Genomic DNA, 21,261 nt, shown 5'->3' with positions numbered 1-21,261 from the left:
AAGATAAAATGAAAATAGGGTGGGGATTTCAGTGAATTGGAAAACAAGAGTTACTCAACTGCTTGGAATAGAATATCCGATTATCCAAGGTGGATTAGCATATTTGGCATATTCCGATTTAGCAGCGGCTGTCTCAAACGCTGGTGGTTTAGGACAAATTACAGCTATGTCTTTAAATACACCAGAAGAATTACGGGAAGAAATCCGAAAAGTGAAAGAGAAAACGAGCAAACCATTTGGTGTGAATTATGCAATTGGAAACCATGGTAGAAAATTCGAGGATATGGTTGTTGTAGCTGTAGAAGAACAAGTTCCAGTGGTTACAATGACAGGAGGTAATCCAGCACCGATTTTTGAAATATTAAAAGGTAGTGAAACAAAAAAACTTGTTTTAGTTGCTGCAAGAAGACAGGCAGTAAAGGCTGAAGAATTAGGTGCTGATGCTGTTATTGTTGTTGGACAAGAAGGTGGGGGGCATTTAGGACGCTCAGATACAGGAACCTTTGTATTAGTTCCACAAGTAGTTGATGCTGTTTCAATTCCGGTTATTGCTTCAGGAGGCATTGGTGATGGCAGGGGCTTACTTGCTGCGTTAAGCTTAGGTGCTGAAGGTATTGAGATGGGAACAAGATTTATAGCAACAAAGGAATGTATACATGCACATGAACTTTACAAAAACCGGTTAGTACAGGGAACTGAAAATGATACTGTAGTAATAAAGCGTTCTATTGGTGCACCTGCTCGAGCTATAGCTAATTCTTGGACGTCGAAAATTCTAGAAATAGAAAAGGAATATGGAGATTATGACCATTTAAAGGATTTTATCAGTGGTAAAGCTAATCAACGCTATATCTATGATGGTCTGGAGGATGAAGGGTTTGCATGGGCTGGACAGGTAATGGGTAGAATTAATGATATACCTTCAGTAAATGAATTGTTTGATAGAATGATTTCTGAGGCCGAAACGATTCGTAATCACTGGAAAGAATAATGTAAGGTGTGGTGTAAGCACAATGCAATACAGTTATCCTATTTCCCCCGATTGGGACAAACAAGAAGTTATTGATGTGATTTATTTTTTTCAATGTATTGAAGAAGCAAATGAGCAAGGTATCTTAAGAGAAAAATTACTTGCTTCATATCAACGCTTTAAAGAAATTGTACCGAGTAAAAGTGAAGAGAAACAATTGTGCGGAAATTTCGATAAGGCAACCGGTTTTTCTTGTTACCGAACTGTAAAACAAGCTCGAGAAATGCCTGCAGGAAAAAAAGTGAAAATATAAGCTCAGGTTAAGCGTATTTATTGAGAGATTTTATATTTTTATGTAGGATCACTATTAGTTAGTGATAATGGAAGTCGAAGAGCAGTCACAAATACTAATTTGCTGATATGCAAGGAGATTTCTAAAAGGAGTGTAAGCAAGTGGAATTTACCGGATTTGAAAAACAAGACTTCGATCTCTTCGTAATACCAGGACTTGAAGAAAGAATGGTCAAACTTAAAGATCAATTAAGACCAAAATTCGATGTTTTAGCTAGCATTTTAACTGATGATCTATCGATTTTAACTGGTGATCCTATGTTTGCACATGTAGCCAAACATGCTCGAAGAAAAACTAATCCGCCGGATGATTCTTGGGTTGCATTTTCATCCAATCAACGTGGTTATAAAATGCTACCTCATTTTCAAATTACCTTATGGTCAACCCATTTATTAATTCAATGGGGAATTATTTATGAAGCTAAAAATAAAGAAATATTTGCCCAAAATATGATAGACAATATAGGTGGGATAAGAAATGTAATACCAGATCACTTTTACTGGAATAAGGATCATATGAAACCTTATGGTGAGCAGCAATCAAAACTATCAGATCAGGACCTAATTAATATCGCTGACCGACTACGCAATAATAAAAATGGAGAAATTATGGTAGGTCATATATTAGATAGGGAAGATGCAATTAACATGGATCCAACTGAATTTATTAATTTAACAAAATCAACATGGGAAAAGCTTAATATATTACATAAGATGGCTTTTTAAAGAGCCGTTAGTCTCTCTGTAAAAAGGGGAGGTCGTCAGATCACCCTGGTAAGGAAAAAACGTTATTTGCCATTATAGGCAAATGACGTTTTTTTTTACTGTGACTGACAAAAAATGGGGATTGAAGTCACATAAACTCAGCAGTTGAATCATTATAATAGATAAAGGCCATTAAATCTCCTCAAAAATTCTTAAAACAATGTAGTTTATTATAAAAAACATACAAAAAAAAGCGAATGATGTTTAAATTAGCTAGTCATTTGGGTAACTGGGTATATAACCAATTTTGTTACAAAAATACCTTAGCGTCATACAATATACAAAGAGAAATACTTGTCAAAAAGAATCAAAATTCAATGTAGATTAATAAAGTAAAAATAAATTCTACAGAAAGGGGAGTTGCACGGTGAATCAAGTTACTAGGATCTTAAAGAAAAATGAAGCAAAAAAACGAATTCCTGTGCTTAAACTCGAAATTGATTATGAATTGGCAACACTATATGATGCAATGATTACACAAGATAATGACCAAATAAGAAAATCAAAGGCTCGACTCGAACAATTTCGATTAGAAATGCTGCGCTTAGAGGCGTAAGAAATTGGCGAACCTATAAAAAGGTTCGTCTTTTATGTGTGGCCATTATACGTAAGAGATAATTTGGTTTATACTATAAATAAATGCTGGGAAATTATAAGGAGTGAGATTTTGAGCCAAATAGATTGGGAACATATACATAGTGCAGGTAAAGAGTGGATTCTCGAGGCGGGTAAGCAAATTAGGAGATCCTTTTCAGAAACATTGACTGTTGAATTTAAGGAAAATGCATCTGATTTAGTTACAAATATGGACAAGAAAATAGAAACATATTTTATATCTAAAATTATGGAAAAATTTCCAAATCATCGTATTCTTGGAGAAGAGGGACAAGGTGATAATGTAAAGTCATTAGAAGGGACAGTATGGATTATTGACCCAATAGATGGTACGATGAATTTTGTTCACTTAAAACGTCACTTTGCAATATCAGTCGGGATTTATCATGATGGAATTGGAATGATTGGTTTTATTTATGACGTTGTACAAGATGAATTATATCATGCTATAAAAGGGAAAGGCGCGTTTTTAAATGGCCAAAGGCTTGCGAACCTACAACCTGTTAATGTAGAAGAAGCTGTGATCGGAATGAATGCAGCATGGGCAATTGAGGGAAAGCGTATTGATTCCGGACTTTTACCACCTTTAATCCATGCTTTAAGAGGTACGCGTTCCTTTGGGTCAGCTGCAATTGAGATGGCATTTGTAGCGTCAGGGAGACTTGACGGATATTTGTCTTTACGGTTATCTCCATGGGATTACTCTGCAGGGAAGATTTTGATTGAAGAAGTGGGGGGGATAGTAACATCCGTAAAGGGTGAACCGCTAAATTTGATTAATCAGTCCCCATTATTCGCAGCTAAACCTGGGTTACATGGAGAGGTTGTCGAAAAATTTATAAATAAGAATAAGTAAATCAACAATGCTCTGTATGGTGGTAAAGTTTGCTAACCATTGATCAATAAGAATCAGTTGGTTAGCTATTTATTAAAAATAAGAAAGTATAACTTTGAACATGCTTGTTCAGTTCCAGTGCCTAGCCCCTCATGGTCGAAGACGCACAGCACGTGCTAGGATCGACGGTGGCGACAGGATGTCGTGGTTTTAGCCGATGCTAGACTGTCGGGGCTGATCATGGCACTTGCGCTTTTCTAGAAGGCCTATTATAGCTTTCCGCTTTCTCTCATTTTCTTTTTCATGACGAACCCAAATCCGATAACTAAAATTGATGCAATTACTGCTAAGAGTATTCCAATAATGCTCCTTTCAGCAATAGCTACCCCAATTAACATCAAACAAACAACTGTTAGTATCGCCAAGCTTAATAAAGTAAAGTTAACATTTTTCATTTTTTTCACTCCTAATTAATTCCCTATCGCATTGTTTACATTTGTGTTATAATTTTAAAGCTGCAAAAAATGTCGAGTTATTTGGATAAATTGTGTCAAAAGTAGTACAATTTAAACTATAACATAAAAATGAAAGTATAAATAGGAGCTGACAAGATTGAATTTAAGACAGGATATTAGAAATATAGCCATTATTGCCCACGTTGACCATGGTAAAACAACCCTCGTGGATAAATTATTACACCAATCCGGTACATTTCGTTCGAATGAAATGGTTGAAGAACGTGCCATGGATTCTAACGATATCGAAAAGGAACGCGGGATTACTATATTAGCAAAAAACACAGCTATAAAGTATAATGATACACGCATTAACATTATGGACACCCCAGGACATGCCGATTTCGGTGGAGAAGTTGAGCGGATTATGAAAATGGTTGATGGTGTTTTATTGGTAGTTGATGCATATGAAGGCTGTATGCCGCAAACACGTTTTGTTCTTAAGAAAGCCTTGGAACAAAAATTAGCAACAATCGTTGTTGTTAATAAAATAGACCGTGATTTTGCTCGACCAACAGAAGTAGTTGATGAAGTTATAGACTTATTTATTGAGCTTGGTGCAGACGAGGATCAGCTTGATTTCCCAGTTGTTTATGCATCTGCAATTAACGGGACAGCAAGTCTAGATCCTGAAAAACAAGATGAAAATATGAAAGTACTTTATGAAACAGTTATAGAACATGTACCTGCCCCAGTCGATAATCGTGACGAGCCACTTCAATTTCAAGTTGCGCTGTTAGATTATAATGACTTTGTAGGCAGAATCGGTATTGGTCGCGTGTTCCGTGGTACGATCAAGGTCGGACAATCTGTTGCTTTAATGAAACTTGATGGTTCAGTAAAACAATTTAGAGTAACGAAACTAATGGGCTTTTTCGGGTTAAAACGATTAGAAATTGAAGAAGCATACCCTGGCGATTTAGTTGCAGTTTCAGGTATGGAGGACATTAATGTTGGTGAAACTGTTTGTCCTGTCGAATATCAAGAAGCATTACCGATTTTAAGAATTGATGAGCCAACATTACAAATGGAGTTCGTTGTCAATAATAGTCCATTCGCTGGACGTGAAGGTAAGTACGTGACTTCAAGAAAAATTGAAGAAAGACTTCGTGCACAACTTCAAACAGATGTGAGCTTGCGCGTGGATAATACAGATTCTCCTGATGCATGGATAGTTTCGGGACGTGGGGAATTACATTTGTCAGTTTTGATTGAAAACATGCGTCGTGAAGGCTATGAACTTCAAGTATCTAAACCAGAAGTTATCGTAAGGGAAATTGATGGAGTTCGTTGTGAACCAGTTGAACGAGTTCAAATTGATGTACCTGAGGAACATACTGGTTCAGTTATGGAATCGATGGGCGCTCGTAAGGGTGAAATGCTTGATATGATTAATAATGGAAATGGACAAGTTCGTCTTATTTTTAACGTACCTGCAAGGGGATTAATTGGCTATAGTACTGAATTTTTAACATTAACGCGTGGTTACGGTATTATGAACCATACATTTGACAGCTATCAACCTATGCAGCCAGGACAAGTAGGTGGTCGACGCCAAGGTGTTCTTGTTTCAATGGAAACAGGCAAAGCAACTACTTATGGAATTATGGGAATAGAAGATCGTGGGATTATTTTTGTTGAATCGGGAACTGAGATCTATGAAGGAATGATTGTCGGTGAACATACTCGTGAAAATGACCTTGCTGTTAATATTACAAAAATGAAACAACAGACAAATGTACGTTCTGCAACGAAAGATCAAACAAGTACAATGAAACGACCTCGTATTATGACGTTGGAAGAATCATTGGAGTACTTGAATGAGGATGAATATTGCGAAGTAACACCAAAATCAATCCGTCTTCGAAAGAAAATTTTGGATAAAAATGAACGTGAAAAGGTAGCTAAGAAAAAGAAATATGCTGAAAATTAATATTTAGAGAGGGGTTTCGGAATGGAAGACGTGACCCAAATCGATCCATCGATGCTTTCTTCTTTTGCAGAAATGGTAGGTGTTCATCAGGATATAGAACGTGGTATGTTAATGCTATATATTATTATCGTCGTTCTAGCTATTGTTGTATTTAATCTAGGATTTGCTCAAAAGCTCTCAATAATTAAAACAATAGTTATCTATACTCTATTATTAATTGGTTGTGGCCCGCTGGCATTATTAGGAGTTAGATTGCCTGTAGCAGAAGGACTACTTATATCTGCAGTTGTTTTAGGTGTATACAGATTCCGTTTACATCAACAACGCAAGAATAATAAAAGTACAGAAGCATAAGGGGGCAGGGACGTGAAGTCTTTACAAGATGCTTTATATAATTGGTTAAGTATTAAAGTTGTTTGTGACGCAAGGCCGGATGATAAAGCAGCAAGTAATACATTTGATTTATTTGACAAAATTTTAAAGAGCGACCATCACATTGAGGAAGTAAACTACAAAAAAGATGAGGAAATGTATGTAGTTGAATATCAAGCTAAGGGTGAACAAAATACGATGAGATTCCCACTTGAACTCATTAATTGTATGATTGATGCAATTGAGGATCAGCCTGAACGTTTCCGCAATTTTGATGTAGAATAGTACACTAATATAAATATAATAACAAAGGGACACGCCATGTAGTAGGGCGTGTCCCTTTGTTTTGTCAGAAGTTATGAAGGCCATTATATGAAATGACTGAGTCACATAATGGACCTAGCTGAACAAAACATACTGTCATTTTCGGATTCATAACCTCATGATTTTCGAGAGTGCACTAATCAATAATTTTACCACTCTTCTTCATAATCTCGAGGATTATAAAGCTTAAACTTTCCAGTAGCTTTTCTATCTTCTGTTCTTGTTTTGATTCTATTAGAACACTCTTCACACATATACGTATGAATGGGGCGGTTTCTTAATCTTTTTGATAATGGTGATTCATCATCTAAGGAATCAATCTTATCACAAAGTAAACATTTTACTCTCATTACTTTTCACCTCGTCACCATTATAATTGAAAAACGAAAGAATTATAAGTATTATTAGTTTTATTCAGTTAAAAATAGAGTTAGTATTAAGAGGAAAGATCATGTATGGAGGTAATATTATGGCAAACCAAGTTGAATTTCAATTAACAGACGAGCTGCTTCCAATATTGCAAAAGGAACGCTATGCTACTATTGCAACCATTGATCATGAAACTGGAGCTCCTAGCGTAAGTGCAATTTCTTGGGTATATGCGCCAGATAAATCAAGAATTTATTTTTCAGCGGATAACCGTTCAAGAATTGTTGAAAATATTAGAAAAAATCCAAACGTAGTATTAACAACTATTGCTAAAGGGACAACTTTTTCTATAAGTGGGTTGGCAAGAGTAAAAGTTGAAAAGTTAGATGAAGTTCCCTTGAAACTTGCTCTTATTGAAATAAGTATAAAAGCTGTACGAGATGTGATGTTTTATGGTTCTAAAATTTCTCAGGATATTACATATGAAAAAACATACGATGCTGAGGCAGCCGCTAAACTTGATCGTCAAGTAATTGAAGCAATGAAAAAGTCTTAAAATTTAAAGCTTGGGTTTGAATGAGCGCCTTTTAATTTGAACTGCAATTAAATTAAAAATTAATTTAGAACTTAATATTCAATAAAAAAACACACGATATTTCTTATAAGATATCGTGTGTTTTTTCGCGTGTCGTATTAAATATATCTTAGTAAACTGGCCATGATTTTACATATTGCTATTTGATTGTTTGTCTTGGATTTGATCCAGCTCTTTTTGTTCTTTGTTTTCCAATTGTTGATCATTTTGATTAGTTGGTTTTTCATTAGTATCAATATCAGCAGGTACCTGTGGTATTATTCTGCCTATTAATCCAGCTAGTTCTTCCATAATACCTTCGACAGGGTGCCCATCTTTAATTTGCTTATTCATTTCTTTGAGTCGTGTGACAGCATCAGGATCAGCAACAACTACAGCATTTGCTCCATGTGGATCATGCTGAAGGATTTCAGCAACTGAATATTTTATTGAACCCACGCGAGATCTGTCTAAGTCATCCTCGACATCAATACCTACTACTGCGTAATTTCCAACCACAACTGCTGTTGCATCTTTAACATTTGGAACACTGGTAGTTAGCTCTACCAGATGTTCAGCGACTTCCTCTCCGTTCATTTGTTTATTATTTGTTTCCCCAGGTTGATTGACTTTCACCAGATTATTATTTTCACTGTTAGTATCATTTGCTTGATTTTGCGCACAACCCAACATAATGAAAAGAAAAAGGGCTACAATAGTGACTCCAATTATCTTTTTCAAAGATACCATCCTCTCTATAAAAAATAGCTTGCTAAAGTTTATTATTTATTCTTTATTTATTCGTCTAAGATTATTCGTCTGTTCATATATTAAAATAACTAGTCGTCCAACAAGGTACAGAGCTCCAAATAGTTTGGCCATTATTAAAATCCATTCCTAATGAAAAGGAGTTTCTGGTGACGCTTATTTCTAGCGGTTAATACCCTTACAAAGTCAAAGTTTCAGGAATACAGTTTTTACTAAAAGGAGGACAAAATAAGTACTTTCAGATCAAATTAGATGACTGAATTTGGCTGATTTTTGAACAACCTTTACCTATAAAACGTTTACAATAAGGGGTTTCTGCCGTTAGCTCATGCAGGAGAAACAGATGTCAGGGGGAGAAGATTTGAAAAAAATTTACGTTCTAGATACTAATGTATTACTTCAAGAGCCACGCTCTATATTCTCTTTTGAAGATAATGAGGTTGTAATTCCAGCAGTAGTTTTAGAAGAGGTTGATTCAAAAAAGAGAAACTTGGATGAGATAGGTAGAAATGCAAGACAAGTATCCAAAATTATCGATCGTCTCCGCACATTAGGTAAAATTCATAAAGGCATACCACTTGAAAGTGGTGGAACTTTTCGAATTGAGTTAAATCATCGATCATTCGTTAAGCTGCAAGAAGTATTTAATGAAAAAACAAATGATAATAGAATATTAGCTGTTGCCTTAAACCTGCATTTGGAAGAAGAAAAGAAGGAAAATGGAAGACCAGTTATCTTGGTTAGTAAAGATGTCTTAGTAAGAGTAAAAGCTGATGCTGTAGGGTTACAAGCCGAGGACTTTTTAAGTGACCGGGTCGTGGAGTATGATGACAATATATATTCGGGATTCATGGAACTTTACATAAATCGCGAATTAGTAAATGAATTTTACGAAAAAGGCGAGTTATCGTTAAAGAAGTTACCAAGATACAATTATTATCCAAATCAGTTTATAATTATGAAAGATAACATGGGAAGTTCCCAATCAGCCCTTGGCATAGTTGATGAACGTATAAATGTTGTAAAAAAGGGAAATTTTGGTAATGAACAGGTTTGGGGAATTAGATCTAGAAATGTTCAACAAACAATGGGACTTGATTTGTTGTTAAGAAGGGATGTTCCGTTGATAACCTTGATCGGAAAAGCTGGGACCGGTAAGACATTATTAGCCTTAGCAGCAGGCCTTTATCAAACTGAGGATTTAGGGATTTATAAGAAATTACTAGTAGCAAGACCTATAGTACCTGTAGGTAAAGACATCGGTTTTTTACCTGGGGAAAAAGATGAAAAACTTAGACCGTGGATGCAACCAATATATGATAATTTAGAGTATTTATTTAATACAAAAAAACCGGGCGAATTGGATACTATTTTAGCTGGAATGCGATCTATCCAAGTAGAGGCCCTAACATATATCAGGGGCAGAAGTATACCTGAACAATTCATAATCATTGATGAGGCGCAGAACCTATCGAAACATGAAGTCAAAACAATATTAACTAGAGTAGGTGAAAAAAGCAAGATTGTATTAATGGGCGATCCAGAGCAAATAGACCATCCGTATTTAGATGAATACAATAATGGCTTAACATATGTAGTTGAGAAGTTTAAACAAGAAAAAATTAGTGGACACGTTCGATTCGTTAAAGGTGAGCGCTCGGCTTTAGCACAACTTGCAGCCGACCTTTTGTAAGAGAAGACAGTATCACCTTTCATTACCCCATTGCTCGCAGTGAAGCAATGGGGTAAAATCGCCATCTGTAGCTTGCTAATAATTACATGTAATTTTACATAGAGTTAGTCAGGATATAGGGTATCCCGCCTTCGCTATGAAGGCGGGATTTTTTGTAGGCTAACCTTAAGATTTATTACATACTTAAATTGGGAATACTACTATGAAATAAATATCAATATTGGAGTGAGGTCATTTCATGCATTACATGTTTCAGCAATCGCTTGAAGAATTTATTACTGAGGCTAAACGATATATTAAAGACGGGAAGGTAGCAAAGTACATACCTGCATTAGAAAGGGCAGATGCAAACGACTTAGCCATAGCTATATATGAACAAAATGGAGCTATTTCTAGTGCAGGGGATGTATCAAATATTTTTACGCTACAAAGTGTTTCTAAGATCTTATCCTTAGCTGTTGCTATAATGGATCACGGTAAATACTATGTATTTCAAAAGGTTGGGATGGAGCCAACAGGTGACCCCTTTAATTCAATATCAAAGCTTGAAACAAGTGTTCCATCTAAACCTCTCAATCCAATGATCAATGCTGGGGCTTTAGCAGTTACCAGCATGATTAAAGGGGAAAGTGTGCAAGAAAAAATACATCGGATACTTCTATTGGTGCGAAAGATGGCCAATAATGATTCTATAAACTATTCTAGTGAAGTTGCTAAATCAGAGTATGATACAGCCTATTTAAATCGATCGCTTTGTTATTTTTTAAAACAACATGGTATTATCTCTGGAGATATAGAACAATTAATGGACCTATATACAAAGCAATGTGCTATTAGTGTAAACTGTATAGATTTAGCTAGAATAGGTGCTGTTTTTGCCTTTGATGGACAAGATCCCGAGTCAAAGGAGCAAATGATTGAAAAAGATATAGCAAGAATTTGTAAAACGTTTATGGTCACTTGTGGGATGTATAATGCGTCAGGTGAATTTGCAACCAAAGTTGGGATTCCAGCAAAAAGTGGTGTATCAGGTGCTATTTTAGGTTCGGTACCTCATAAATTTGGCATTGGAATTTATGGACCTGCGTTAGACGATAAAGGTAACAGCATTGCTGGTGTTGAACTTTTAAGACTATTATCGAAACGCCATGAATTAAGTATATTTTGAGAGAGCATGTATGCTTAGTCTTGCATTTTTACTAATATAACGGTAAAATTAATAGATAATGGACGTTTCTCAAATTGGAGGGATTAACATGTCTTCAGAGGTTGCTTTAGATCATAAGGAAAAAGCATTGGCCCTTCTTAAGGGAGATGCAGATAAGATTTTAAAATTAATAAAAGTACAAATGGAAAATTTAACGATGCCTCAATGTCCTCTATACGAGGAAGTGCTTGATACACAAATGTTCGGATTATCACGTGAAATTGACTTTGCGGTTCGTTTAGAATTGATTGATGAAAAACACGGCAAGGAATTACTTGAGTCGTTAGAACGTGAGCTGTCAGCCTTACATGAAGCATCCCTTAAGAGTAAATAAAACTCAAACTATTTCTTGTATAGTTTGGGTTTTTCTTTTAATATTGTCTGTAATCTAACTGATAGTTTACTAGCTTATTGCGTGTTTTTTTACCGTATTTAATAATTTTACTAAAAACTGAGAATTTTATTCTCTTGGTCGGGATGAGAAGTACATGGTGAAAAAAATATTAAAATCCTATGATTATATTTTAGTTTTTGCCCCTATTGTTTTAAGTTTATTCGGTGCTGTGATGATTTACAGTGCCAGTATGGTTATTGCCGTTGTGGATTATGAGGGTACCCCCGATTTGTTTTTTAAAAAGCAAGTACAATGGTTAATTATTTCTCTAATGTTTTATATTGTCGCCCTTGTTATTCCGTATAAAGTATATAAAAAATTTCTTAAATTTATCTTTTTTGGTTCTCCAGTAATTTTAGGAATGGTATTGACTTTCGGTACGATTACTAACAACGCGCAGTCGTGGCTTAATATTGGACAAGTTGGTTTTCAACCAGCAGAATTTATTAAATTAGGTGTCATCATATACTTAGCAGGTGTTTTCTCAAACAAACAATCCTATATTGAAAAGTTTTGGCCTGCTTTTGGGCCACCTTTAGCATTTATTTTCTTTATCTTTGTACTCGTTTATAAACAACCTGATTTAGGAACAGCCTTGCTTATTATTTCAATTGCAGGAATGATTACAGTTTGTTCAGGTATTCGTCTAAAACATTTAGGTACATTAGCTTTAGTCGCTTTTGCAGGCATGCTTGTCCTATACCCGATGCTTACGGATGAACAATTGTCTCGCTTTACTGCCGCCTATGACCCTTTTCATGAAGACATTGCTGATCATGGTGGGTACCAGCTGATTAATTCTTATATTGCAATTGCTTCAGGTGGTATAACAGGCCAGGGACTTGGGGAAAGTATTCAAAAATTTGGTTATTTACCAGAGCCACATACAGACTTTATAATGTCGGTAATTTCAGAAGAATTGGGTTTCTTAGGTATTGGTTTCGTCTTATTCATGCTAACTCTTATGATTTGGAAAGGTTTTACCATTGCGATGAGAGCTAATGATCCGTTTGGGAGTTTAATTGCAATCGGTATTTCGGGAATGATTGGTATTCAATCTCTAGTCAATCTAGGTGGATTGACAGGGTTGCTTCCAATTACTGGTGTGCCTCTACCGTTTGTAAGTTATGGAGGTTCTTCCCTATTATTGTTAATGCTTTCGATGGGGATTTTAAATAATATAGCAATGTTTTCGAATTACAAGGCAAGTAATCAAAATCAACTCTCAGAATGACTAGTTTAGAAATTAAAGTGGAAGAATAAAAGGTTGCCCTTAGGCAACCTTTTTATTTGTGTTTTCATTTTTCTTACTTCTTGTTGAAAGGAGGACAAGATAACTTAATACACTAAAGAGCATTGTAATGATTAGAGCATGCGCTAAAGCCGTATATAAACTAATCCGTGTTATGATAATGGCTGCACCAGAAACAACCTGTAATAGAATGAAAATGATCGATCCAACAGCACTCCAAAATAAAACACGTTTGTGCTTATATTTCAAAAGGATTCTAATTGACAGTGCAATAACCCAAATTAAAAATAAGCTTGCTGCAAAGCGGTGTCCCATTTGAACCCATTCATATTTGGTTGATGGTAATGAAAAGATTGCAGCGTTATCACAGAAGGGGAAATCTAAACAAGCAAGCTGTGCTTTTTCATGACGGACGAGAGCACCGGTATAAACAACAACATAACAATATATCGTTAGAGCGTAAATTTGTGATCGCAGACCTTTATCAATTACTAAGGAATCTGCGTCGAATTTTTTATCAACTTCAAAGATAAGTAATGTTAAAAGAAATACTGATGCAACGGATACTAAGGAAATCCCAAAATGAAGGGCCATAATGACAGGTTGTTGACCCCAAATGACAGCCCCTGCACCAAGAAGAGCTTGAATAATTAAAAATACCACAGATAAAATGGCTAATAGTTTTGTTTCACGAACATGTCCTATCTTTCTCCAAGACCAAATCGCTAAGGCTGTAACAAGAAAAACAGAAATCCCAGATACAAGACGATGAGAAAACTCAATGATTAGTTCTAGCGAAATCTCTGTTGGAATTAATTGTCCATTACAAAGTGGCCATGATCGACCACAACCCATTCCGGAGCCTGTCTTGGTAACTAAAGCGCCTCCAAGTAGTACTACTAGCATAGCTATAGTAGATAAAACAGCTAGCAGTTTTAACCCTTTATTCACATTATCACCTTCAATTTTTATATCACTCATATGTTAGCATACCTCATCTAATATAACATATGGAAAAGTTACGTTACAGTTTTAAATTTTGTCTAATTTTTGTCTAAAATGTGAACATAAGTTTTAATATTTACTATAAAATAATAACTTTTTTTTATAAATTATTATTTCTTTCTAAAAAACACTTGCAACTTAAATGGTAGTTTGCTAGAACTAATATGTAGTTGAAGCTTGATATACCGCAGGTTTTAACAACTACGTTGAAATCTGTTAAATCAAATTACTGTAGGTGGAATTATATAGTAATAATAAAAAGATGTATTAAAAATATTTGTTATTAATTTAATTTTATATGACAAATTTTGAACATTTTATGTTTTAATAAGGGAAAAGGTATTTTTCTATGATTTATATCACATAAAATAATTTTTTTTGATTTGTTAAGTCTTTTAATATATAACTATTAAGTATGATGTTTCATTTAGTTATTATAGATTATATAAAAAACAAGCTAATAATCATTAAAAATCATAGAATCTCTTATTTATCCGAAATAGATGTAGCTTAATGATTGTAAAGGAGGAACAAAAGATGAATAACTCTCGGGTAATGGACGGTACAACTGGACAGCTTTTAGAAACTCGAACACCAAGCCAGCCTGAAACATATTCAACAACAATGTGGAATGATTTTTTAGCCTTAATAAAAATAGGGATTATTAATTCTAATTTAATTACGGCATTTACTGGTGTATGGCTTGCTCTATATTTCACGAATGGGAATTTTATAGACAGTATTGATAAAGTTCTTTTTGCAATGTTTGGTACAGCATTGGTAATTGCTGGTGGCTGTGTACTAAATAATTATATTGATAGAGATATTGATCATTTAATGGAGCGAACAAAGACAAGGCCAACAGTAACAGGGCGTGTGGGTTTAAGTAAAGTCTTGGCATTGGGGTTATCATTATCAATACTTGGCTTGTTGCTATTGTCTTTTGGTTCAATTACTGCTGCAATTTTTGGGTTTATAGGTCTATTCACCTATGTAGTTTTATATACTATGTGGTCTAAAAGAAGATATACTACAAACACAGTTATTGGAAGTATTTCAGGTGCAGCTCCACCGCTTATAGGCTGGGCAGCTATTGATCCTAATTTAGATATTGCCGCATGGATTTTGTTCCTGATCATGTTCATTTGGCAACCACCCCACTTCTTCGCACTAGCAATGAAAAAATGCGAAGAGTATAGAGCTGCTGGAATTCCTATGTTGCCAGTAATTCATGGTTTTAAAGCTACAAAAAAACAGATGGTGGCATTCACAGCTGCGTTAATTCCATTACCATTTTTCTTAACAGCCTTAGGACCTGTTTTTCTAACCATTGCTGGTTTATTAAGTGTGGGATGGTTCGTTTTAGCTGTGTATGGCTTTGTAATGAAAGATGATTTAAAATGGGCGAAATGGATGTTTATCTATTCGCTAAACTATTTAACGATAATATTTGTGTTGATGGTAATAGTTACTATTTAAAATTAAGAAGGCTTTGAATGTAAATGTAATGGAAGTTGATTTACATTTATAATAAAGCTAGTGATGCCTCAAAGCACTAGCTGTTTTTGTACGACATTTTCCGACAAAATATACTATCAACTTTTAATACTGTTCAAATGTTATTAACAATAATCACCATTCAGGTTATTAAATAGTCCTTTATTTGTTAATACTGATGGGGGGCTAATAAATAATATATTAATGTTCTAAAAAAGAAAGTGGGGTTAGTAAGAAATGAAAGAAGTAACATTGAAATGGCGCATAATGTCAATAATTGCATTTTTAGCGCTTTTGTTAGCAGGGTGTAGTGGGGAGCCTTACTTATCAACACTTACACCACAAGGTGAAAATGCAGAGATTGCTTTTGATCTTGTGATACTAACAACTATTATTATGACTCTTGTAGTTGTAGTCGTAACAGTAATCTTTATTATTGCATCAACGAAATTCCGCAGAACAAAAGCAAACGAAAATATGATTCCTAAACAAGTTGAAGGAAGTCATAAGCTTGAGATTACTTGGACTGTTATTCCTATTATCTTATTGTTGATTATTGCGGTACCAACAGTTGCAGCAACTTTTGAATTAGATGTAACTGAGGATAGTATTCCAGAAGATGCATTACAAGTAAATGTAGCAGGAAAGCTTTACTGGTGGGAATTTGAATATCCTGAAGAAGAAATTATTACTTCTCAAGATTTAGTTATTCCTGCAGGTGAAAAAATTTATTTAAAACTAATAGCTGGAGATGTTAAGCATTCATTCTGGATTCCAGCATTAGCAGGTAAAATCGATGTAAACACAGATAATGAGAACTATATGTGGGTACAAGCCCATGAACCAGGACTTTTCTATGGTAAATGTGCAGAGCTTTGTGGTCCGTCCCACGCATTAATGGACTTTAAAGTGAAAGTTCTTTCACCAGAAGACTATGAAAAATGGGTTGCGAACATGCAACAACCAACTGAATCACCTGAAAGCAGTGTTGCTCAACAAGGTGAAGAGATTTTTGCACAGAGTTGTATTGGCTGTCATGCAGTTGATTCTAATGATCAACGCCCAGAAGCTGCTAGACTTGCACCAAATCTTTCAAACTTTGCAGACCGTGAGCGTGTAGCTGGTATTAAAGAGCTTACACCTGAAAATATTAAAGCATGGATTAAAGACCCTGAAACAATGAAACCAGGTAATAAGATGACAGGTACATATCAATTATCAGATGAAGAAATTGATGCTGTAACTGAATACTTATTAACTCTTTCTAAGGAAAATAACTAGGGGATAAGGGAGGTTACTTTTTTGAGTACTTTGGCACAGAAACAAGGTGTTGGTGCGATTATATGGGATTATCTAACAACAGTAGACCATAAAAAAATTGCTCACTTATACCTTTTTGCAGGATTATTTCATTTTGTAATTGCAGGTCTTGAAGCATTATTTATTCGTATACAATTAATGGTACCTGAAAATGATTTTTTAGTAGGTAATACGTTTAATGAAGTTATAACAGCACACGGTACGTCAATGTTATTCTTTGTTACGATGCCGATATTATTCGGCCTAATGAACGCTGTTGTACCGTTGCAGATAGGAGCACGTGACGTTGCTTTTCCATTTTTAAATTCACTTGGGTTTTGGTTATTTTTCTTTGGAGCTCTATTCTTTAATATGGGGTGGTTCTTTGGAGGAATGCCTAATGCTGGTTGGACAAACTATGCCTCGTTAGCGATGGCTGATCCGACACATGGTGTAGATTTTTACCTAATCGGTTTACAGATTTCTGGTGCCGGTACACTTATATCTGGTATCAACTTTTTAGCAACAATTATTAATATGCGTGCACCTGGTATGACGTTCATGCGTATGCCGATGTTTACATGGACAACATTTGTTTCTTCGGCATTAATTTTGTTTGCATTTCCGCCATTAACGGTTGGTATCTTTTTAATGATGTTTGATCGTTTATTTGGTTCAGCATTCTTTAATGTTGCTTTGGGTGGTAATACAGTTCTTTGGGAACACATCTTCTGGATTTTTGGACATCCTGAAGTTTATATCTTAGTTTTACCTGCTTTTGGTATTTTTTCAGAAATTATACCTACTTTTGCAAGAAAACGAATTTTTGGATATACTTCAATGGTTTTTGCGGTTGTTCTAATCGGTTTCTTAGGATTCATGGTATGGGCTCACCATATGTTTACAACTGGTATGGGTGCAGTAGCGAACTCTATCTTTGCGGTGGCAACAATGGCTATTGGTGTACCGACAGGGATTAAAGTCTTTAACTGGTTGTTGACAATGTGGGGCGGAAATATTCGTTATACAACACCAATGCTATATGGTACATGGTTTGTTCCAACCTTTACAGCGGGTGGAGTAACTGGTGTTATGTTAGCTTCTGCAGCAGCTGACTATCAATTCCATGATTCTTATTTCGTAGTAGCGCATTTCCACTATATTGTTGTAGGTGGTATTGCACTTGGTATGTTTGCAGGTATTCATTATTGGTGGCCAAAAATGTTTGGAACGATGATGAACGATACACTTGGTAAAATCACTTTTTGGATTTGGTTTATCGGTTTCCATATGACTTTCTTTATTCAACATTTTCTTGGTTTATGGGGAATGCCACGCCGCGTATTTACGTACTTACCAAACCAAGGTTGGGATACTGCTAACTTTATAAGCTCTCTCGGCGCCATTTTAATGGCTATTGGTGTAGTTTTAATGGTATTCAATATGATCTGGTCATTTGTAAAGAAAACAGAAGTTAGTAATGATCCATGGGAAGATGGTCGTACACTAGAGTGGGCAATTGCATCACCGCCACCAGAATATAACTTCAAACAGCTACCACTTATCCGTGGTTTAGATCCATGGTGGATTGAAAAAATGGATGGTAAAAAAGAAATGACGCCTGCTGAACCATTAGCTGATATTCATATGCCAAATGGATCTATTCTTCCAGTAATCATGTCTATCGGATTATTTATAGCTGGATTTGGATTTTTATACCATGACCTTGGAACAAACATTCCAGCTTTAACGGTTGGTATTGTCGGTATGTTAATTACATTTGGGGCAATGTTTGTACGTTCTATTAAAGATGATCATGGCTATCATATTCATAAAGAGGATCTTGAAGGGGATGGAGGGATAAAAGCGTAATGGCAACAGAACAAGTTTTAACATCAGAAAACTTTCCAGCTGAACCTGAAAAGGCGACGATGGAAGGGAAAAATAAAATGATCGGCTTTTGGTTATTCCTTGGTGGCGAAACAGTACTTTTTGCAACGTTATTCGGTACTTACCTAGCACTTCGTAATTCAACAGCTAATGGACCATCAGGTGAGGAACTATTTTCATTACCATTAACTTTCCTAGCTACAATGCTTTTATTATTTAGTAGTTTAACTAGTGTATATGCAATGTACCAAATGAAAAATAATGAATATGGCAAGATGCAGCTTTGGATGTGGATCACAGTTCTTTTAGGATTAGGATTCTTAATTTTAGAGATTTATGAGTTTAATCATTATGTACATGAAGGTTTAAAATACACAACAAGTGCATTTTCATCTTCGTTCTATACGCTTGTTGGCTTTCATGGTGGTCACGTAGTATTCGGGTTGTGCTGGATTATCACTCTTTTAATCCGTAACTCAAGACGTGGATTAAGTCTTTATACTGCACCTAAGTTTTATGTTGCAAGTTTATATTGGCATTTTATCGACGTAGTATGGATTTTCATTTTCACTGCTGTATACTTAATGGGAAAGGTGGGGTAAGTTATGGGAATCAATTCAAATTCATCAGTTCAAACTGAAAATTTAAAGTATCGTAAAGCTAAGAATAAAGAAGAAATGAAACAACAGCTTATTGTATTCTCATTAACAATCTTTCTAACAGTTATTGCTTTTGCAGCTGTGGCTTTTGCTGATACAATTAGTGCTTGGTTTATCGGTCCATTCATTTTATTGTTAGCTGTTGTACAATGTATGTTTCAATTATTTTATTTCATGCACATGTCACATAAAGGACATGAAGCACCAATTGTATTTATCTTTTCAGGAGTATTGTTCGTAATCATTATTATTGCGGGACTAATGCTTCTAACTTGGTGGTAATAGTATAAATAGTTAATGTTTTTGTTTTGAATGGGACTCGGCTAATTAATTGAATAAATAGCGAGTCCCAATTTTATTTTGAAAATAACGCTCTACTCTAGAGGTGATTATATATGTTGGAAAAGTTGGAAATATTTGGATTCCAAGCGATGTGGAGTCCAGGTTATCTTTTATTTACGTTGGTATTAGGTATTTTCTATATACTACTTGTTAAGGGTGTCATATTCAGAGGTACTGATAAAGAAAATGAAGGTGTGTCGTCTAAACAAATTTTCTATTTCATAACTGCGGTTGTTTTGTTATATATTGTTAAAGGGAGCCCTGTCGATTTACTAGGTCACTTGAATTTTAGTATGCATATGGTGCAGATGTCTGTTTTATATTTGGTATGTACCCCATTATTTATCATGGGTACGCCCAATTGGTTACTGCGAAAAGTATTGCAAATTAAAGGTATTGCTAAATTAGAGAATGCATTAACTAAACCACTAATTGCATTATTATTATTTAATGGTGTCTTTTCTTTTTATCATTTTCCGTTTATATTTGATGTAATAAAAACTAGTACTATTCTTCATGCTCTTGTAACAGGATTATTATTTTTATGTGCTTTCGTGATGTGGTGGCCACTAATTTGTCCGTTACCGGAATTTCAAAAATTAAGCGGACTAAAAAAATTAGGTTATATATTTGCTGATGGTATACTTTTAACACCAGCATGTGCGCTAATAATATTTGCTAATGAGCCATTATTTACGACGTATTCGGATCCTGCTGCATGGGCAAAAGCTTTAGAATTATGTGTTCCTGCCGGTATGCTTGCTAATATAGACTTAAGTGGACCGCAAATGTTTTCATGGCTAGCTCCATTAGATGACCAGCAGCTTGGTGGTGTAATAATGAAAATTATTCAAGAAATTGTTTATGGAATTACACTTGGTGCTGTTTTCTTTCAATGGGTTAGAGAAGAAAAGAAAAAAGATGCTGAAGAGCAAATGTCAATGTCACCTACACCACAGTTTATTAAATAATATTAAAACATTGCTTAACAATGCCCCACTTTGTTTCTGCTGAATTCTGAAACTTTTAAGTGGGGTTTTATTAATTTTATTCACTATGCATTATCTTAAATTTACAGAAAATTTTGAAGAGGGGATGATGATGATGACGCAAATTTTTACAGAACGATTAATCTTAATGACATGTCCTTTAGACATGGCGAAATCAATTGTTTTAAATCGTGATGAATTATTAGCCCGGTCACCTATATTCATCCCAGATGAGTGGCCTTCGCTTGAATTACGAGGTCTTTTACCTTTCTATATTGAAAAGCTTGAAAATAATAGTGAAAAAGAAAACAAACATATTAAGTGGGATATATGGCTGATTATAGATTATAAAGATAAAGCAATTATAGGAACAGCTATATTAAAGGAAGATAGAAATGAGGAAGAGTCCGTTGAATTAGGTTACCATATCATTCCTGCTTATCGAGAAAAAGGGTTCGGATTTGAAGCAGCTCAAGCCTTAGTTGATTGGGCATTTTTAAATGATGGAATAAATAAAATAACAGCGGAATGTGTTGATACGAATTTTGGTTCGATTCGTATCCTTGAGAAGTTAGGGATGTGCTGTATTGATAAAGATGACCGATTTCTACTTTGGGAATTAAAAAAAGCAATTTAAAAACCG

At 35.1% G+C, this 21,261-nt stretch carries 24 protein-coding genes; 20 read left to right on the top strand and 4 right to left on the bottom strand.

From position 1 onward, the window contains the following. The first annotated feature begins 31 nt into the window (after positions 1-31). The 5 genes from C1724_RS12370 (at position 32) to C1724_RS12350 (ending at position 3,557) form a co-directional block, all read left to right on the top strand. Entirely contained in the window at positions 32-991 is a 960-nt protein-coding gene (locus C1724_RS12370) for an NAD(P)H-dependent flavin oxidoreductase (RefSeq protein ID WP_102347082.1), read from the top strand. 22 nt (positions 992-1,013) lie between these two features. Continuing rightward, positions 1,014-1,283 carry a UPF0223 family protein gene (locus C1724_RS12365; RefSeq protein ID WP_102347081.1) on the top strand — a complete coding sequence of 90 codons (270 nt, stop codon included), beginning with the start codon at positions 1,014-1,016 and terminating at the stop codon, positions 1,281-1,283. Positions 1,284-1,423: 140 nt separating this feature from the next. Next, a complete protein-coding gene (locus C1724_RS12360; RefSeq protein WP_102347080.1) occupies positions 1,424-2,047 on the top strand; it encodes a YktB family protein in 624 nt (207 codons plus the stop codon). A gap of 406 nt (positions 2,048-2,453) precedes the next feature. Further along, positions 2,454-2,642 (top strand): hypothetical protein, encoded by a 189-nt coding sequence (locus tag C1724_RS12355; protein WP_102347079.1) that lies wholly within the window; start codon positions 2,454-2,456, stop codon positions 2,640-2,642. 111 nt (positions 2,643-2,753) lie between these two features. Continuing rightward, complete coding sequence (locus C1724_RS12350) at positions 2,754-3,557, top strand: inositol monophosphatase family protein (RefSeq protein WP_102347078.1); 804 nt, start codon at positions 2,754-2,756, stop codon at positions 3,555-3,557. A gap of 248 nt (positions 3,558-3,805) precedes the next feature. On the opposite strand, the gene C1724_RS12345 is transcribed toward C1724_RS12350, so the two are convergent. Beyond that, positions 3,806-3,991: a YlaF family protein gene (locus tag C1724_RS12345; protein ID WP_102347077.1), complete on the bottom strand. Its 186-nt coding sequence runs from the start codon at positions 3,989-3,991 to the stop codon at positions 3,806-3,808. A 157-nt stretch (positions 3,992-4,148) separates the two neighbouring features. Between C1724_RS12345 and typA the strand changes: the two genes are divergently transcribed. Genes typA through C1724_RS12330 form a run of 3 tightly spaced genes read left to right on the top strand, consistent with a single transcriptional unit; the run spans position 4,149 to position 6,641 of the window. Further along, complete coding sequence (gene typA / locus C1724_RS12340; protein WP_102347076.1) at positions 4,149-5,984, top strand: translational GTPase TypA; 1,836 nt, start codon at positions 4,149-4,151, stop codon at positions 5,982-5,984. A gap of 21 nt (positions 5,985-6,005) precedes the next feature. Continuing rightward, a complete protein-coding gene (locus tag C1724_RS12335) occupies positions 6,006-6,338 on the top strand; it encodes a YlaH-like family protein (RefSeq protein ID WP_102347075.1) in 333 nt (110 codons plus the stop codon). 12 nt (positions 6,339-6,350) lie between these two features. Beyond that, complete coding sequence (locus C1724_RS12330) at positions 6,351-6,641, top strand: hypothetical protein (RefSeq protein ID WP_102347074.1); 291 nt, start codon at positions 6,351-6,353, stop codon at positions 6,639-6,641. Between the two features lie 188 nt (positions 6,642-6,829). Here the strand turns inward: C1724_RS12330 and C1724_RS12325 are convergent, their stop codons facing one another. Beyond that, positions 6,830-7,030, bottom strand: coding sequence for a YlaI family protein (locus C1724_RS12325; protein ID WP_102347073.1), 201 nt, complete (start codon positions 7,028-7,030; stop codon positions 6,830-6,832). Positions 7,031-7,149: 119 nt separating this feature from the next. On the opposite strand from C1724_RS12325, the gene C1724_RS12320 reads away from it, so the two are divergent. After that, on the top strand, positions 7,150-7,605 hold the full coding sequence (locus C1724_RS12320; RefSeq protein ID WP_102347911.1) for a pyridoxamine 5'-phosphate oxidase family protein: 456 nt from the start codon (positions 7,150-7,152) through the stop codon (positions 7,603-7,605). A 168-nt stretch (positions 7,606-7,773) separates the two neighbouring features. On the opposite strand, the gene C1724_RS12315 is transcribed toward C1724_RS12320, so the two are convergent. Continuing rightward, positions 7,774-8,364, bottom strand: coding sequence for a YhcN/YlaJ family sporulation lipoprotein (locus C1724_RS12315; RefSeq protein WP_102347072.1), 591 nt, complete (start codon positions 8,362-8,364; stop codon positions 7,774-7,776). A gap of 388 nt (positions 8,365-8,752) precedes the next feature. Between C1724_RS12315 and C1724_RS12310 the strand changes: the two genes are divergently transcribed. The 4 genes from C1724_RS12310 (at position 8,753) to C1724_RS12295 (ending at position 12,919) form a co-directional block, all read left to right on the top strand. Beyond that, positions 8,753-10,084: a PhoH family protein gene (locus C1724_RS12310; RefSeq protein ID WP_102347910.1), complete on the top strand. Its 1,332-nt coding sequence runs from the start codon at positions 8,753-8,755 to the stop codon at positions 10,082-10,084. Positions 10,085-10,322: 238 nt separating this feature from the next. Beyond that, a complete protein-coding gene (glsA, locus tag C1724_RS12305) occupies positions 10,323-11,252 on the top strand; it encodes a glutaminase A (protein ID WP_374703449.1) in 930 nt (309 codons plus the stop codon). Positions 11,253-11,340: 88 nt separating this feature from the next. After that, positions 11,341-11,625: a YlaN family protein gene (locus C1724_RS12300; RefSeq protein WP_102347071.1), complete on the top strand. Its 285-nt coding sequence runs from the start codon at positions 11,341-11,343 to the stop codon at positions 11,623-11,625. Positions 11,626-11,779: 154 nt separating this feature from the next. Beyond that, positions 11,780-12,919, top strand: a complete 1,140-nt coding sequence (locus C1724_RS12295) for an FtsW/RodA/SpoVE family cell cycle protein (protein WP_102347070.1) — start codon at positions 11,780-11,782, stop codon at positions 12,917-12,919. 39 nt (positions 12,920-12,958) lie between these two features. On the opposite strand, the gene C1724_RS12290 is transcribed toward C1724_RS12295, so the two are convergent. Continuing rightward, on the bottom strand, positions 12,959-13,918 hold the full coding sequence (locus C1724_RS12290; RefSeq protein ID WP_102347069.1) for a COX15/CtaA family protein: 960 nt from the start codon (positions 13,916-13,918) through the stop codon (positions 12,959-12,961). 561 nt (positions 13,919-14,479) lie between these two features. On the opposite strand from C1724_RS12290, the gene cyoE reads away from it, so the two are divergent. From cyoE to C1724_RS12255, 7 genes are all read left to right on the top strand, one after another. Beyond that, positions 14,480-15,421, top strand: a complete 942-nt coding sequence (gene cyoE / locus C1724_RS12285; protein ID WP_102347068.1) for a heme o synthase — start codon at positions 14,480-14,482, stop codon at positions 15,419-15,421. 255 nt (positions 15,422-15,676) lie between these two features. After that, positions 15,677-16,720, top strand: a complete 1,044-nt coding sequence (gene coxB, locus C1724_RS12280) for a cytochrome c oxidase subunit II (protein WP_102347067.1) — start codon at positions 15,677-15,679, stop codon at positions 16,718-16,720. 21 nt (positions 16,721-16,741) lie between these two features. Next, positions 16,742-18,610 carry a cytochrome c oxidase subunit I gene (locus C1724_RS12275; RefSeq protein WP_102347066.1) on the top strand — a complete coding sequence of 623 codons (1,869 nt, stop codon included), beginning with the start codon at positions 16,742-16,744 and terminating at the stop codon, positions 18,608-18,610. After that, positions 18,610-19,230 (top strand): cytochrome (ubi)quinol oxidase subunit III, encoded by a 621-nt coding sequence (locus C1724_RS12270; RefSeq protein ID WP_102347065.1) that lies wholly within the window; start codon positions 18,610-18,612, stop codon positions 19,228-19,230. Before C1724_RS12275 ends, C1724_RS12270 begins: the two co-directional genes overlap by 1 nt. Positions 19,231-19,233: 3 nt before the next feature. Next, positions 19,234-19,569, top strand: coding sequence for a cytochrome c oxidase subunit IVB (ctaF, locus tag C1724_RS12265; protein ID WP_102347064.1), 336 nt, complete (start codon positions 19,234-19,236; stop codon positions 19,567-19,569). A 116-nt stretch (positions 19,570-19,685) separates the two neighbouring features. Further along, positions 19,686-20,600, top strand: a complete 915-nt coding sequence (gene ctaG / locus C1724_RS12260; protein ID WP_142386564.1) for a cytochrome c oxidase assembly factor CtaG — start codon at positions 19,686-19,688, stop codon at positions 20,598-20,600. Positions 20,601-20,730: 130 nt separating this feature from the next. Next, positions 20,731-21,255: a GNAT family N-acetyltransferase gene (locus tag C1724_RS12255; protein ID WP_180994249.1), complete on the top strand. Its 525-nt coding sequence runs from the start codon at positions 20,731-20,733 to the stop codon at positions 21,253-21,255. The last annotated feature ends 6 nt before the right edge of the window (positions 21,256-21,261 follow it).

Source organism: Bacillus sp. Marseille-P3661 (genome assembly GCF_900240995.1).
In the GTDB taxonomy this organism is placed as follows: Bacteria; Bacillota; Bacilli; order Bacillales; family Bacillaceae_J; genus OESV01.
Note: the sequence above shows the minus strand (reverse complement) of the source record. Positions and strands in the feature narration are given on the sequence as shown.

What these genes read in the sequence shown, in the direction of transcription:
- C1724_RS12365 (WP_102347081.1), top strand. Translation starts at nt 1,014, where the DNA reads ATGCAATACAGTTATCCTATTTCCCCCGATTGGGACAAACAAGAAGTT.
- C1724_RS12345 (WP_102347077.1), bottom strand. Translation starts at nt 3,991, where the DNA reads ATGAAAAATGTTAACTTTACTTTATTAAGCTTGGCGATACTAACAGTT.
- C1724_RS12335 (WP_102347075.1), top strand. Translation starts at nt 6,006, where the DNA reads ATGGAAGACGTGACCCAAATCGATCCATCGATGCTTTCTTCTTTTGCA.
- C1724_RS12325 (WP_102347073.1), bottom strand. Translation starts at nt 7,030, where the DNA reads ATGAGAGTAAAATGTTTACTTTGTGATAAGATTGATTCCTTAGATGAT.
- C1724_RS12320 (WP_102347911.1), top strand. Translation starts at nt 7,150, where the DNA reads ATGGCAAACCAAGTTGAATTTCAATTAACAGACGAGCTGCTTCCAATA.
- glsA (WP_374703449.1), top strand. Translation starts at nt 10,323, where the DNA reads ATGCATTACATGTTTCAGCAATCGCTTGAAGAATTTATTACTGAGGCT.
- C1724_RS12300 (WP_102347071.1), top strand. Translation starts at nt 11,341, where the DNA reads ATGTCTTCAGAGGTTGCTTTAGATCATAAGGAAAAAGCATTGGCCCTT.
- C1724_RS12295 (WP_102347070.1), top strand. Translation starts at nt 11,780, where the DNA reads ATGGTGAAAAAAATATTAAAATCCTATGATTATATTTTAGTTTTTGCC.
- C1724_RS12290 (WP_102347069.1), bottom strand. Translation starts at nt 13,918, where the DNA reads ATGAGTGATATAAAAATTGAAGGTGATAATGTGAATAAAGGGTTAAAA.
- cyoE (WP_102347068.1), top strand. Translation starts at nt 14,480, where the DNA reads ATGAATAACTCTCGGGTAATGGACGGTACAACTGGACAGCTTTTAGAA.
- coxB (WP_102347067.1), top strand. Translation starts at nt 15,677, where the DNA reads ATGAAAGAAGTAACATTGAAATGGCGCATAATGTCAATAATTGCATTT.
- C1724_RS12270 (WP_102347065.1), top strand. Translation starts at nt 18,610, where the DNA reads ATGGCAACAGAACAAGTTTTAACATCAGAAAACTTTCCAGCTGAACCT.
- ctaF (WP_102347064.1), top strand. Translation starts at nt 19,234, where the DNA reads ATGGGAATCAATTCAAATTCATCAGTTCAAACTGAAAATTTAAAGTAT.
- C1724_RS12255 (WP_180994249.1), top strand. Translation starts at nt 20,731, where the DNA reads ATGATGACGCAAATTTTTACAGAACGATTAATCTTAATGACATGTCCT.